We start from the raw sequence: 14,462 nt of genomic DNA, 5'->3' as shown, positions 1-14,462 counted from the left end.
TTATTGTGGAGTGTCTCGGCGCCGGCATCTCGTGGCGCCCCATCTCACGCTAGCACGGTCGCTGCGTGAGAACCCAATACCACTATTTCTACGTTCCTTGGGATTTTCGGCAATTCCCCCAAGGTCGAACCCTCGCCTCACGCCTCGACCAGCGCCTTCACCTTGTCGACGATATGGGCGCCGATGGGGATCGCCGAGGTGGCCGCCGGCGAGGGCGCATTGCCCACGTTGACGGTGCGCGGCGTGTTGACGAACAGGAAGTCGTCCACCAGCTTGCCGTCACGGGACACCGCCTGGGCCCGCACCCCGGCCGGGTAGGGCCCCAGGTCCTCCAGGCCCAGGCTCGGGCAGTACTTGCGCACCAGTTCCAGATACCCGCGCCTGTGCAGCGAGTTCTTCATTTCCGTGAGGCCCGGTTTCAGGTTGCGGCCCAGCACCTTGAGGATGCCCGGGTCGCTGAACATCCTCGCCATGTCACCGAGGGACACGTCGCGCCGGCGATAGCCCTCGCGCTTGAAGGCGAGCACCGCATTGGGGCCCACGGTGACCGAACCGTCGATCATCCGCGTCAGGTGCACGCCCAGGAAGGGCATGGAGGGGTCGGGGATCGGGTAGATCAGGTGGTTGACGATGTCGTTGTGCTTCTCCGGCAGCCGATAGTACTCGCCGCGGAAGGGGCAGATGGTGAAGCCGGGATCCTGGCCCAGCATGCGCACCACCCGGTCGGCCATCAGCCCCGAGCAGGTCACGAGGTAGCGCCCGGTGAACTCGCCGGCGCCGGTGGTCACCACCACCTCCTGGCGCCGCTCCTCCAGGGCGGTAACCTCCGCCCCGTAGCGGACCTCGCCGCCCATCCGCTCGAACTCGGCGGCCATGGCCCGGGTCACCGCGGCGTAGTCGACGATGCCGCTGGAGGGCACGAAGATGCCGCCGACCCCGGTGATGTTGGGCTCTCGCTCGGCGAGCGCCTCGGGGCCCAGCCACTCGCGCTCCAGGCCGTTGGCCTCGGTGCGCTCCCACAGCGCCTGCATGCGCTGCATCTCCAGGTCGTTGGTGGCCACCAGCAGCTTGCCGCAGCTGTCGTAGGGGATGGCGTGGGCCTCGCAGAAGGCCTTGGTGGCGCGGTTGCCCTCCAGGCAGAAGCGCGCCTTGAGACTGCCGGGCGTGTAGTAGACCCCGGCGTGGATCACGCCGCTGTTGTGGCCGGTCTGGTGGCACGCCGCCTCGCGCTCCTTCTCCACCACCAGCATGCGGCGGTCCGGATAGGCCTGCTTGAGCTGCATGGCGGTGGACATGCCCAGGATGCCGCCGCCGATGATGATGAAATCGTACATGCCGTCCTCGCTCCTCCCATGAGACGGCCACGCCGTGGTCACGGCGTGGCCTCGTCAGTCTAACCCGCCGGTCGCCTCGCGGCGCCTCGGCTCGCTCTGCTCAAGACTGGCGCGGGTTGCGCAGGGTCTTGGCATGGGTGAAGTAGCCCCGCTGGCGCATCAGTTCGCGGCGCAGCTCCGGGTGGGGCGTGAAGCGATCCCGGCCGTGCAGCCAGAAGTGGTTGTTGATCAGCAGGAAGCTGCCCACCGGGTTGGGCACCGAGAGGATCGCCGGGCTGTTCTCGAGCGACTCGGAGAGGTCGGTCAGCCAGTTGCCCTCCTCGAAGTCCTTGGGCTGCACGAACTGGTCGATGTAGGACATGATCGGCAGGCCGCTGGCGTCCACGTCGAAGACCGCATGGTAGACATCCTTGGCGACGTTCTTGCTGGGCGGCGCGGTCCAGCGCATCGCCCGGCGTGCAAGCGGGTGGTGATAGAAGCGCTCCAGCCCCTCCCAGTCGTCCAGGTGCAGCAGCAGGGAGTTGCCGCCCTCCATGTGCTGCTCGTCGATCTTCATCATCAGCACGTAGTCGGTGTCCTGTTCGACGAAGGTGCCGTCGTTGTGCAGTTCCATCACGCGGTGCGGCTGGCGCAGGTAGCTGTCGGACTCGTCGACGTTGCGCACCACGAAGCGGGCATAGTACTGGCCGCTCATGGCGTCGTAGTTGGAACGCCCCATCAGGTGCGCCACGGCGGTGGCCACCTTGACCATCTCGTCGGCCTGCTCGACGGAGTCGAGCCCTTCGGGAACCACCTGGAAGCCACCGGTGGTGCGATCCACCAGGGTGTTGACCAGCACCGGCTGCAGGGTGTTGTCGCACAGGTCGTCGAGGATCTTCGCCACGCGGAAGCGCAGCATGGACTTGTACTCCAGGGCCTGCACCGGCCACTCGGCGACGGCCTCGAGGAAGGCCTCGACGACCTCGCGGCTGACGGTCAGCTGCAGCAGGCGCGGCGACTGGGCGGAGGGGGCCAGCGTGAAGCCGCGGATGTCGGCGGGCAGGGGCATGGCGGTCTCGGGAAGCTGGGTCAGTACGGTCATGTCAGGGGCTCCATGGCGTTACGTGGACACAATCTAAAAATATCTATATTTTTTGTTTTTGTCAAAAATAAAGGACGGCCAGTGGCCATCCTTTACGTCCTGTTGTCGATGGCCGCCCCGGGACTAAAGGGGCGGCCGTCTGTCGCACCAGGGATCAGCGACCGGGATAGGGATCCGCGCCGGCCAGCTCGCGCTTCATCATGGTGTCGCTGTAGGCGACGCCATAGCGGTGTCGCGACCAGGCATAGAGGACCAGGCCGATCGCCATCCAGCCGGCGAACATGAACCACTCGATGGTGGAGAGCGCCGAGGGGCTGCCGGGCAGGTACATGCCGATCAGCATCACCGACAGGATCACCGACAGGGCCCCCACGGTCTTGCCACGGCGGACCCGGAAGGGGCGCGCCATCTCCGGCTCGCGCCGGCGCAGCACCACGAAGGAGAGCGCCACGAAGAGGTAGGCGATGACGATGCCCAGGCCACCGGCCACCACCAGCCAGACCAGCGCCTGGCGGCCGAAGAAGGGCGCGATGGAAGAGAGCGCCCCCATCACCAGGATGGCGTTGGTCGGGGTGCGATGCTTCGGGTGCAGCTTGGCCAGGAAGGCCGGCAGCATGCCGGAGTGCGCCAGGGCATAGATGGCCCGCGAGCCGCCGATGTAGAAGGCGTTCCAGCTGGTGATGATGCCCGCGATGCCGGCCAGGATCATCAGGTTGCCGGCCCAGGGCGCCTGGAAGGCCGCCTGCATGGCATCCGGCACCGCCAGGGAGCTCGCGCCCAGCGCCTCGGGATCGAGCATCAGCGCGGTCCCCAGGATGATGAAGGAGTACCAGAACACCGCCAGGATCACCGAGATCATCAGCACCCGGCCGATCTCGCGGAACGGCAGGTTGATCTCCTCGGCGGCCTGGGGAATGACGTCGAAGCCGACGAACATGAAGGGCACCATGATGATCACCATCATGATGCCGCCCATCACGCCCTCCTCGACGCTGAACAGCGGCTGCATGGTCTCGGTACTGCCCTGAAACAGGGCCCCGGTGATGAACAGGATGCCCACCGCCAGGATCAGCAGGGTCACCACCTTCTGCACCAGGGCGGCGGTGCGCACGCCGATGTAGTTGATCCACATCATCAGCACCGACCCCGCCACGCCGACGGCGACCCAGGTGGCCTTCACGTCCCAGCCGGCGATGTTCCACATCTTGCCCACGGCATAATTCGGGAAGAGGTGCTCCACCACGGTGGGCAGCGCCACGGCCTCGAAGGCCACCACGCTCACGTAGCCCAGGGTGATCGCCCAAGTACAGAGGAAGGAGGCGAAGTGCCCCATGGCCCGGTAGCTGTAGACGTGCTCGCCGCCCACCTGGGGCATCGCCGAGGCCAGCTCGGCATAGGTCAGGCCCACCAGCACGATGATCAGCCCGCCGATCAGGAAGGCGGTGATCGCCCCCAGGCTGCCGGCCGACTGGATCCAGCTGCCGGTCAGCACGATCCAGCCCCAGCCGATCATGGCGCCGAAGGCCAGGGCCAGCACGTCCTTGCGGGCAAGGACTCGCGTCAGGTGCGTCTCCGTGGACGTCTCGTTGTTCATGTCAGCCTCTTCTCGTCGGTTGTCGATTGTGATGATGTAAGATTTTTCCTAAAAACATCGACAAAAATAGTAAACGAAGGACAAACGTTCAAGGAATATTGAACACCCGGAGCCTAGACATTTGTCGCAACTGGCCAATGGCAGTCGAGGAATCCCCGTCAGGTCAGGACAATACAAGCCCGTTAATATCAGGATATGTGCATCCAGAAGCTGCCGCTGGCGCCATCTGCCAGCCCTCGGCCGGACTGCCCGGAAGGTTCGATATTCTGCACACCCTGCCCCGGACGGCGACCCCGCGACAGGGCCTCATCTCACACCAAAGAATCACCGAATCGATACTGGCAAAATCGTCGGATAGACCCCATAGTGTGGCTGTCGAAACCGCCCACTGGAGCATCATGAGCACGGCACGTCACACCGCCCACGCGGAACTCACCGACCCCCCGCGAAGCTGCCCTGACCTCGATGTCAGGGACCTGGAAAAACGTACACGCCTCATGCGCATCATCACGCGGCTGATCGCCGTGTCGGACCTGGGCAGCAAGGAAATCGCCCGCCGCGCAGGCCTGCCGATGCAGAAGATCAGCGACCTCCTCTCGGGGAAACTGGAGCACCTCTCCGTGGACGAGCTCCGCCTCGTCTATCGCACCATCGACCCGAGCGGCTCACCGCCCTGATCGCCCCCTCCCGCGGGAGGCCGACTCGATGACGAACAGCGAACGCTCCGCCTTCCCCGCGGGGCGTTTTTTTCTTGCCTGCCGGGCGTCAGAAAGCCCTTTATTCTCAACTATTTGAATGAACATTATGCCAGGATTAAGAGCTTGCTAACGAACTCTTGACTGACATCAAGTGCCTAGACCTTGGTCGCAGGTAGCCTTCCGGTATCAACCCTTGTCCCTAAGGCGGAGACGCCGCCCCACCAGGCCACCGGAGGCGCCATGGACCCCATTCGCCGCACCCTGCTCGGCCAGCTGGCCCGCCTCAGCGCGGGCGCCGCGATGGTACCGCTCTCGAGCATCGCCAGCGCCGGCATCAACCAGCAGCCGCCCCGCCGTGAAGGCGATCCCAGCAAGCGCTACGGCATGCTCATCGACCTGCGCCAGTGCATCGGCTGCCAGGCCTGCACCGTGTCGTGCCATATCGAGAACGCCGCCCCCCTGGGCAGCTTCCGTACCACCGTCTCCCAGTACGAGGTGGCGCACCAGGAGACCGGTGAGGTCGCCACCTTCATGCTGCCGCGCCTGTGCAACCACTGCGAGAACCCGCCCTGCGTGCCGGTCTGCCCGGTGGAGGCCACCTTCCAGCGCCAGGACGGCATCGTGGTGGTGGACAGCGACCGCTGCGTGGGCTGCGCCTACTGCGTCAACGCCTGCCCCTACGACGCCCGCTTCATCAACGAGCGCACCCAGACCGCCGACAAGTGCACCTTCTGCGCCCACCGCCTGGAGGCGGGCCTGCTGCCGGCCTGCGTGGAGAGCTGCGTAGGCGGCGCGCGGATCATCGGCGACATGCGCGACCCCGAGAGCCAGATCAGCCGCATGATCGCCGAGCACCGCGACGAGCTGATGGTGCTGCAGCCCGAGAAGAACACCCTGCCCCAGGTCTTCTATCTCGGCATGGACGAGCGCTTCGTCACTCGCCCCGACGCCGAGCCGGTCGCCCTGGACGTCCTCGACCCCCACGGCAAGGAGATGGGCTATGAATTCCACCATTGAGCTGCTCGCCCCGCGCTACGACATCGCCTGGTACCCCTGGGCGGTGCAGTACTTCTTCATGATCGCGCTCTCCTACGCCACCCTGTGGCTGGCCGCCCCCGCGCTGGTATTCGGCAGGAAAGCCTGGCTGCCCACCGCACGCCTGGCGCTGCTCGCCTGCCTCACCACCACCCTGGTGGCGCCGGTGGCGCTGCTCGCCGACCTGCACCAGCCGCTGCGCTTCTGGCACTTCTATGCCTACGCCAACAGCCACTCCTGGATGTCCGTCGGCAGCCTGGTGCTGCCCCTCTACGTGGTCGGCGTGATCGTGCTGGCCTGGCTCGCCTGGCGTCCGGCGCTGCAGGCCCATCGCCAGGCCCCCGGGCTCAAGGGCTTCGTCGCCCACTGGTTGTCCTTCGGCTCCGCTCCCACCCCGCGCGCCCTGGTGGTGCTGGTGGGTCTGGGGACCCTGGCCCTCTCCACCGGCATCATGCTCTATACCGGCGCCGAGGTGGCCATCGTCAAGGCCCGTCCGCTGTGGCACACCGTCTGGCTGCCGCCGATGTTCGTGGCCACCGGCTTCATCGCCGCTACCGGCCTGACCCTGGTGCTCAACCGCGTGGCCGGTGAGCGCAGCACCACGGTCAGTCGGCAGATGCTCAAGGTGATGCTGGGGGCCTGCCTGGTGGCCGGACTCGTCGCCGGCAGCTGGTTCCTCGACGGCATCAACGCCAACGTCGGCTCCGTGGCCGCGGCGATGGAATCCGTGCGCGACAGCGCCGAGTGGCGCAGCACCGCCCTGTGGGGTGGCCTCACCGGCCTGGTGCTGTTCGGCGCCGTGCTCTACCTGCTCACCCGCCCCGCCTCACGCCGCCCGGCACTCTACGCCTGGGCCTGGGTGCTCGGCCTGGTGGCCCTGCACGTCGGCTGGATGTTCCGCTGGGTGGTGCTGATGGACGTGCAGACCGTGGCCCGCCACAGCGCCGGCTTCCACCACTACGGCATCCCCGCCGGCTCGTCCGGCATTCTCGGCATCGTCGGCACCTTCGGCCTGTGGCTCGCCGCCCTCCTGTTGGTCGACCTCTTCGTGCCGTGGCGCCAGGCCTCCCGGGGCGGCAGCGCCGCCGACGCCTCCCCCGCCGCCCCCGAACATCCTGACGTCGAAGGAGCCCTCCGTCATGGCTAAGTCACCCGACACCTCACGTCGCCGCTTCCTCAAGGGCGCCGTCGCCGCCGGCGGTGCCGCCACCTTCGCCGCCGGCTACTCCGACCCGCTGGTCAAGATGGCCAAGGGCGTCACCGGCAGCGCCGGCGAGACGCCCGAGCACCGCATCCACGGCAACTCCCTGGCGCCGGAGTACACCGTCGACCCCGAGAGCGGCGAGCTGACCCTCAACCCCGACCAGCGCGTGGCCTTCACCGTCTGCTACGGCTGCACCACCAAGTGCGGCGTGCGGGTGCGCGTCGACAACGCCACCGACCAGGTGCTGCGCGTCTCCGGCAACCCCTACAACCCGCTCTCCTCCGACGAGCACCTGCCCATGCGCACCCCGGTGGTCGAGGCCCTGCGCGGGCTGAGCGCCTATGGCGACCAGGGCCAGCAGAACCGCTCCACCGCCTGCGCCCGCGGCAACGCCATGATGGCGCAGATCGACAGCCCCTTCCGCGTCACCCACTGCCTCAAGCGGGTGGGCGGGCGCGGCAGCCGTGAATGGCAGAAGGTGCCTTTCGAGCAGGTCATCGAGGAGATCTGCGAAGGCGGCGACCTGTTCGGCGAGGGCCACGTGGACGGGCTTCGCGCCATACATGACCTTGACACCCCCACCGACCCGGAGAACCCCGAGTACGGCCCGAAGGCCAACCAGCTGATGGTGATGGAGGCCACCGACTACGGACGCTCGGCGCTGCTCAAGCGCTTCGCCTTCAACGCCTTCGGCACCCGCAACTACGGCCACCATGGCTCCTACTGCGGCCTGGCCTATCGCATGGGGTCCGGCGCGGTGATGGATGACCTGGCCAAGAACGCCCACACCAAGCCGGACATCCAGAACGCCCACTTCATCCTCTACGTGGGCACCGCCCCCAGCCAGGCCGGCAACCCCTTCAAGCGCCAGGGGCGGCTGATCGCCCAGGCGCGCGCCGAGGGCAGCCTGGAGTACGTGGTGGTGGATCCGGGCCTCAACGCCTCGGCCTCCCATGCCGCCGATCACAACCGCTGGGTGCCGATCCGCCCGGGCAGCGACAGCGCCCTGGCCATGGCCATGATCCAGTGGCTGCTCGACCACGAGGGCTACGCGAAGGAGTTCCTGGCGCTGCCCGGCCAATCCGCCGCGGACGCCGCCAATGAAGCGACCCACACCAACGCCACCCACCTGGTGATCGCTACCGAGGAGCACCCGCGTCGCGGCCGCTTCCTGCGCGCCAGCGACCTGGGCCTGGCCGAGGCCGGAAGCGATGCCGACGTGCCCATGGTGATGGCCGACGGCGAGCTGGCGAAGAGCATGGATGTCATGGCTGCCGAGCTCTTCGTCGACCGCGACGTCGAACTCGCTGGTCTTGAGGAAGGGCCTGGCGAGAACGTGCGGGTCAAGAGCAGCATGGTGCTGCTGCGCGAGTCCGCCAACGAATACTCCCTGGCCGAGTACGCCGCGCACTGCGGCATTCCCGAGGCCACCATCATCGACCTGGCCACCCGCTTCGCCAGCCATGGCCGCCGCGCGGTGACCAACTCCCACGGCGGCATGATGTCCGGCAACGGCTTCTACGCCGCCTTCGGCATGCAGATGCTCAACGTGCTGGCCGGCAACCACAACCGCAAGGGCGGCAGCGCCCCCGGCGGCGGCCAGTTCAACGGCGTGGGCGGAGGCCCCCGCTACGACCTGGCCAACTTCCCCGGCAAGCGCGGCCCCAAGGGCGTGTTTCTCTCCCGCTCGCGCTTCCCCTACGAGGAGTCCTCCGAGTACCAGCGCAAGGTGGCCGCCGGGGAGCCCCCCTACCCCGCCCGTGCCCCCTGGCGCTCACTGGCACCGCCGACGCTGACCGAGCACCTGCCCTCGGCACTGGACGGCTACCCCTACCCGATCAAGGCAGTCATCGGCTGCATGGCCAACCCCATCTACGGCCAGGCGGGCCTGGAGGCGCTGATCGCCGACAAGCTCAAGGACCCGAAGCGCCTGGGGCTCTTCGTCGCCGTCGACGGCTTCCTCAACGAGACCAACCGCTACGCCGACTACATCGTGCCGGACTCGGTGATGTACGAGGTGTGGGGCTTCACCGGCGCCTGGAAAGGCACCCTGGGCAGGATGACCACCGCCTGCTGGCCGGTGGTGGAGCCGCGCCAGCAGAAGACCAAGGAAGGCGAACCGGTCTCCATGGAAAGCTTCTTCATCGCCACCGCCAAGCGCCTGGGGCTGCCCGGCTTCGGCGAGGGCGCGATCCCCGACGCCGACGGCAACCTGCACCCGCTGAATCGCGCCGAGGACTTCTTCCTGCGCGCCGCGGCCAACGTGGCCTTCCAGGGCGAGCCACTGCCGGCCGCCGGGCGAAACGACATCGACCACGCCGGGCTGGCGCCGCTGATCCCGAGGCTGGCGCGCACCCTGCCGCCCGAGGAACACGGCCCGGTGGCCTACCTCTACGCCCGCGGCGGGCGCTTCGAGGCGTTCAAGGACCACTTCAAGGGCGAGAACCTCACCAGCGCCTGGAAGCGCACCCTGTGCGTCTACAACGAGCAGGTGGGCACCAGCATCAACACCCAGACCGGCGAACCCAACCGCGGCGTGCCGCGCCATGCCCTGCCGCCGCTGGCCGACGGCCGCGCCATGCGCGAGGTGTTCACCGAGGACGAGTGGCCGCTGCTGGCGTTCTCGTTCAAGTCGAACCTGATGAACTCCTACGCCATCGGCCTCGAGCGGCTGCGCATGATCAAGCCCTACAACCCGGTGATGATGCACCGCCAGGACGCCGAGCGCTTCGGCATCCGCCACGGCGACACCATCCGCATCGAGAGCCCCGGCGGCAGCGTGGTCGCCCTGGCGCTGGTCGGCGAGGGGGTGATGCCGGGGGCCCTGGGCATCGAGCACGGCTACGGCCACCGCGACCTGGGGGCCACCCCCCACGTGATCGACGGCGAGTCCCAGCCCGACCTGGAGTGGCTGCGCGCCGGCATCAACATCAACGACCTGGGCTTCAAGGACCCGACCCGCCGCGTGGACGGTACCTGGCTCGAGCCCATCAGCGGCGCCGCCGTGCGCCAGGGCCTGCCGATCCGCGTGACCCGGCTCGAGGCCTGACGGGCAGCGCTGCCCGGCCCAGCGAGCGGCTGGTCACCCGATCGCTAGTTGTGATCTCTCGGTAGGTTGTTCATCCGGAGCCTACCCGGAAGACTGGAGATGCGAACCAACCAATCGCTCCAGGAGGCCCGGATGAACACCCATAAGAATGCCCGTCTCACTCCGCATGGTCGAGCCCTGCTGGCCGCTCGCGTGATCGATGAAGGGCTTCGGCCCAGAGAAGTAGCACAAGCCCAGGGCGTCAGTGTGAGAACGGTCTACAAGTGGGTGCGTCGTTTCCGCGAGGAGGGTCGCGCCGGTCTCAAGGATCGTACGTCACGCCCTGCCCGAAGCCCCTTCGCGACAGGCGCGGCTACTGTGGAGCAGATCATCGAACGTCGTCAGCAGCGCCAGACCTATCGCCAGATCGCCGAGGCACTGGGCATCGGCCAGAGCACGGTGGCGCGCATTCTCAAACGCAATGGGCTGAACCGGTTGGCTGTCCTGTCCCCGGCAAGGCCCGACAACCGCTATGAACACGACGCCCCAGGGGACCTCCTGCATCTGGACATCAAGAAGCTGGGACGCTTCGAGCGACCGGGGCATCGCGTGACCGGCGATCGCCAGCAGAACACGCGTGGCGCAGGGTGGGAGTACGTTCATGTCGCCATCGATGACCACACGCGAGTGGCCTTCAGCAGCGTTCACCCGGACGAGACGAGTTGGAGCGCTTGCCTGGCCCTGCTGCGGGCCATGCGCTACTACGCCGGCCTGGGCATCCGCTTTACCCGGGTGCTCACCGACAACGGTGCTTGCTACCGGTCTCGGCGCTTCCGGCGCCTGTGCCGGCGGCTGAGGCTGAAACACCGCCGGACCAAGCCGTACAGCCCCCGCACCAACGGCAAGGCGGAACGATTCATCCAGACGGCACTACGTGAGTGGGCCTACGCTCGGTCATACGTAAGTTCGGAAGAGCGTGGCAGGCACCTGCCTGCCTGGCTCCATCAGTACAACTGGCATCGGCCGCATGCCAGCCTGGATTATCATCCTCCGGTTAGCCGGCTGGGCCTTTCCGTGAACAACCTGATGGGTTTACACAGCTAGTCGCTCGATAGCTGGTCGCTTGAGAGATAGTGCACGCTGAACAGCGCCTCGTCATCGCACCACACGGCGCGTGACCGGTAGCCGGCACGCGCCGCCAGGGCCTGGAACCCCGCCACGCTGTACTTGCAGGAGTTCTCGGTGTGCAGCGTCTCGCCTTGCTCGAAGGCGAAGCGCTGTCCGTCGAGGGTAATGGCCTGGCGCTGCCGGCTGACCAAGTGCATCTCGATGCGCGATGCCGGCGCATTGAAGAAGGCAAGGTGTCGGAAGGCATCCAACTTCACCGCGGCCCCCAGCTCGCGGCGCATGCGCGCCAGCAGGTTGAGGTTGAAGGCCGCCGTGACACCCGCGGCATCGTTGTAGGCCGCCTCCAGAATCTCGTGGTCCTTGACCAGGTCGACGCCGACCAGCACCCCGCTGCCCGGCGGCATCGCCCGGCGCAGGCGGGCCAGGAAGGCCTCGGCCTCGCGCGGGGTGAAGTTGCCGATGCTCGAGCCGGGGAAGAACGCCACCACCCGGCGGCCCTCGAGGCCCGGGGGCAGCTCGAGGCGGCGCGAGAAGTCCCCCCAGGCGGCATGCACCTCCAGCCAGGGGTAGTCCGCCGCCAGGCGACGGGTGCTCTGCAGCAGGAAGTCGCGGGAGATATCCATGCCCAGGTAGCGGCGGGGACGCATCGCCTCCAGCAGCAGCCTGACCTTGCGGCTGGCGCCGCTGCCCAGTTCGACCATCAGCGAATCCGGGCCGACCCGCGCCGCGATCTCGTCGGCGGCCCGGGACAGGATGCCCTCCTCGGTGCGGGTCAGGTAATACTCGGGCTGCTCGCAGATCGCCTCGAAGAGCCGCGAGCCCCGCTCGTCATAGAAATACTTGGGCGACAGGGCCTTCGGCGTGGCGCCGAGCCCCCGGATCACCTCGTCGCGAAACGAGGGCCCCGCCTCGCCGGCATGCTGGTCATGGAACTGCACGGCTGCGGACATCAGGGACCCCTCGCTGGCGAACGGTTCTGGCGTCGCCTCACCGGTTTGCCTTTAGACTGTGGCGGCAACGCCTCACCAATCTAGAGCGAGCCTGACCATGCAGCAACCGCAGCAGCCCCCGGGATTACCAGCGTTACGGGATATCGTCCTCGTCGGCGGCGGGCATACCCACGTGGGGGTGCTGAAGCGCTTCGCCATGAAGCCCGAGCCGGGCGTCAGGCTCACCCTGATCTGCCGCGACACCCATACCCCCTACTCGGGCATGCTGCCGGGCTATGTCGCCGGGCATTACACCTACGACGAGGTGCATATCGACCTGCGCCGGCTGGCCGAATACGCCGGGGCGCGCTTCTTCCGCGACGAGGCCATCGGCATCGACCACGATGCCCGCACCGTGCTCTGCCGCTCGCGCCCCCCTGTGCCCTATGACTGGCTGTCGATCAATATCGGTTCGACGCCGCGCGTGGATGCGCTAGGCGGTGCCGCCGGGCACGCCGTCCCGGTCAAGCCGATCCACCAGTTCAACGACCGCTGGCAGACGCTGCTCCGGCGCATCGAGGCGCACCCGGGCCGGACCCGCGTCGCTGTGGTCGGCGGCGGCGCCGGCGGCGTCGAGCTGCTGCTGGCCATGCAGTACCGGCTGGGCAGGGAGCTGGCCGCCCGCGGGCGCGACCCGGCCGAGCTCGCCTTTGCCCTCTTCACCCGCGGCGAGAGCATCCTGCCCACCCACAATGCCCGGGTACGCCAGCACTTCGACGTCACGCTGCGCCGCCGGGGGGTCGAGGTGCATACCGCCACCGAGGTCGTCGACGTCGAGGCGGGCCACCTGCAGGCCGCCGACGGCAGCTGGCACGGCGCCGACGAGATCGTCTGGGTGACCAACGCCGGCGGTGCCGACTGGCTCAAGGACACCCGGCTCGAACTCGATGACGACGGCTTCATCCAGGTCGACGACACCCTGCGCTCGCCGTCGGACCCGCGCATCTTCGCCGCCGGCGACATCGCCACCCAGGTCAACCATCCCCGCGAGAAGGCCGGGGTCTTCGCCGTGCGCCAGGGCCGACCGCTGGCCGACAACCTGCGCGCCGCCGTGACCGGCCGTCCCCTCACCCCCTACCGCCCCCAGGCGAGATGGCTGGCCCTGATCAGCACCGGCGACCGCCACGCCGTGGCCTCCCGGGGCGCGATGTGCCTGGCCGGCGACTGGGTATGGCGCTGGAAGGACTTCATCGACCGGCGCTTCATGGCCCGCTTCAACGACCTGCCGCCCATGATGCAGGACACCATGAAGGCCCCGCCCCCCAGCCGGGTGGTGCTGGACGAGGAGGAGCACAGCCAGGCGATCTCGGCCATTGCCATGCGCTGCGGCGGCTGCGGGGCCAAGGTGGGCGCCTCGGTGCTCTCCCGGGCCCTCTCGACCCTGGAGCCGGTGGCGCGCGAGGAGGTCCTGGTCGGCCTGCATGCCCCGGACGACGCCGCCGTGGTGCGGGTACCGCCGGGCAAGGACATGGTGCATACCATCGACTTCTTCCGCGCCTTCATCGACGACCCCTATGTGTTCGGCAGGATCGCCGCCAACCACGCCCTGGGCGACATCTTCGCCATGGGCGCCGAGGCGCAGACCGCCACCGCCGTGGCCACGGTGCCCCATGGGCTCGAGGCCAAGGTGGAGGACACCGTCTACCAGATGATGGCCGGCGCCGTGGAGGTGCTCAACGAGGCCGGCTGCGCCCTGGTCGGCGGGCACACCGGCGAGGGCAGCGAGCTGGCCCTGGGCTTTGCCGTCAATGGCCTGATCGATGCCGGCGGCGACAGCGCCCTGACGAAGGGCGGCCTGCGGCCCGGCCAGGCGCTGATCCTGACCAAGCCCATCGGCACCGGCACCCTGTTCGCCGCCCATGCGCGGCTCGCCGCCCGCGGGCGCTGGATCGATGCGGCACTCACGAGCATGAGCCAGTCCAGCCGCCAGGCGGCGAACTGCCTGCGGGAGCACGGCGCCACCGCCTGCACCGACCTCACCGGCTTCGGCCTGCTGGGGCACCTGGTGGAGATGACCCGTCCCTCGGGCGTGGATGCCGAACTCGACCTGGCCGCCCTGCCGCTGCTCGAGGGCGCGGAGGAGACCGTGGCCGCCGGCATCCTGAGCTCCCTGCAGCCCGCCAACGTGCGCCTGCGCCGGGCCATCCGCGACCAGGCCGCGTGGGTCGACCACCCCCGCTACCCGCTGCTCTTCGACCCCCAGACCGCCGGCGGCCTGCTGGCCAGCGTGCCCGCCGAACGCGCCGGGGCCTGCCTGGACGCCCTGCATGCCCTGGGCTATGCCCGGGCCGCCGTCATCGGTCGGGTCCTCGACCCCGGCGAGGCGCTGGAGCCCATCCACCTGAGGGGCTGAGGACCGATGATGGCGGGC

At 68.2% G+C, this 14,462-nt stretch carries 10 protein-coding genes; 6 read left to right on the top strand and 4 right to left on the bottom strand.

Annotated elements, in window-relative coordinates; genetic code table 11:
* Positions 1-137 precede the first annotated feature (137 nt).
* From lhgO to DFP85_RS09490, 3 genes are all read right to left on the bottom strand, one after another.
* Entirely contained in the window at positions 138-1,334 is a 1,197-nt protein-coding gene (gene lhgO / locus DFP85_RS09500; RefSeq protein ID WP_133636044.1) for an L-2-hydroxyglutarate oxidase, read from the bottom strand.
* 100 nt (positions 1,335-1,434) lie between these two features.
* Positions 1,435-2,415: a glutarate dioxygenase GlaH gene (gene glaH, locus DFP85_RS09495; RefSeq protein WP_133636043.1), complete on the bottom strand. Its 981-nt coding sequence runs from the start codon at positions 2,413-2,415 to the stop codon at positions 1,435-1,437.
* A 154-nt stretch (positions 2,416-2,569) separates the two neighbouring features.
* Entirely contained in the window at positions 2,570-4,009 is a 1,440-nt protein-coding gene (locus tag DFP85_RS09490; RefSeq protein WP_133636042.1) for an APC family permease, read from the bottom strand.
* 398 nt (positions 4,010-4,407) lie between these two features.
* Here DFP85_RS09490 and DFP85_RS09485 point away from each other — a divergent pair, with 398 nt between their 5' ends.
* From DFP85_RS09485 to DFP85_RS09465, 5 genes are all read left to right on the top strand, one after another.
* Positions 4,408-4,686: an XRE family transcriptional regulator gene (locus DFP85_RS09485; RefSeq protein ID WP_106230791.1), complete on the top strand. Its 279-nt coding sequence runs from the start codon at positions 4,408-4,410 to the stop codon at positions 4,684-4,686.
* A gap of 261 nt (positions 4,687-4,947) precedes the next feature.
* Positions 4,948-5,724, top strand: a complete 777-nt coding sequence (dsrO, locus tag DFP85_RS09480; RefSeq protein WP_133636041.1) for a sulfate reduction electron transfer complex DsrMKJOP subunit DsrO — start codon at positions 4,948-4,950, stop codon at positions 5,722-5,724.
* Complete coding sequence (nrfD, locus tag DFP85_RS09475; protein ID WP_133636040.1) at positions 5,708-6,889, top strand: NrfD/PsrC family molybdoenzyme membrane anchor subunit; 1,182 nt, start codon at positions 5,708-5,710, stop codon at positions 6,887-6,889. Before dsrO ends, nrfD begins: the two co-directional genes overlap by 17 nt.
* Positions 6,882-9,995, top strand: a complete 3,114-nt coding sequence (locus tag DFP85_RS09470; protein WP_133636039.1) for a molybdopterin-dependent oxidoreductase — start codon at positions 6,882-6,884, stop codon at positions 9,993-9,995. Before nrfD ends, DFP85_RS09470 begins: the two co-directional genes overlap by 8 nt.
* A gap of 132 nt (positions 9,996-10,127) precedes the next feature.
* Positions 10,128-11,078, top strand: coding sequence for an IS481 family transposase (locus tag DFP85_RS09465; protein WP_133636038.1), 951 nt, complete (start codon positions 10,128-10,130; stop codon positions 11,076-11,078).
* Here DFP85_RS09465 and egtD read toward each other — a convergent pair.
* Positions 11,075-12,052 (bottom strand): L-histidine N(alpha)-methyltransferase, encoded by a 978-nt coding sequence (egtD, locus tag DFP85_RS09460; protein ID WP_133636037.1) that lies wholly within the window; start codon positions 12,050-12,052, stop codon positions 11,075-11,077. The two genes, DFP85_RS09465 and egtD, sit on opposite strands and share 4 nt — an antisense overlap.
* A gap of 97 nt (positions 12,053-12,149) precedes the next feature.
* Here egtD and selD point away from each other — a divergent pair, with 97 nt between their 5' ends.
* The gene (gene selD / locus DFP85_RS09455; RefSeq protein WP_133636036.1) at positions 12,150-14,444 is read left to right on the top strand and encodes a selenide, water dikinase SelD; all 2,295 of its coding nucleotides are present in this window, start codon (positions 12,150-12,152) and stop codon (positions 14,442-14,444) included.
* The last annotated feature ends 18 nt before the right edge of the window (positions 14,445-14,462 follow it).

The sequence above is a fragment of the Halomonas ventosae genome, assembly GCF_004363555.1.
Taxonomy (GTDB): Bacteria; Pseudomonadota; Gammaproteobacteria; order Pseudomonadales; family Halomonadaceae; genus Halomonas; species Halomonas ventosae.
The sequence above is the reverse complement of the archived record's forward strand: the minus strand, read 5'-3'. Positions and strand labels throughout refer to the sequence as shown.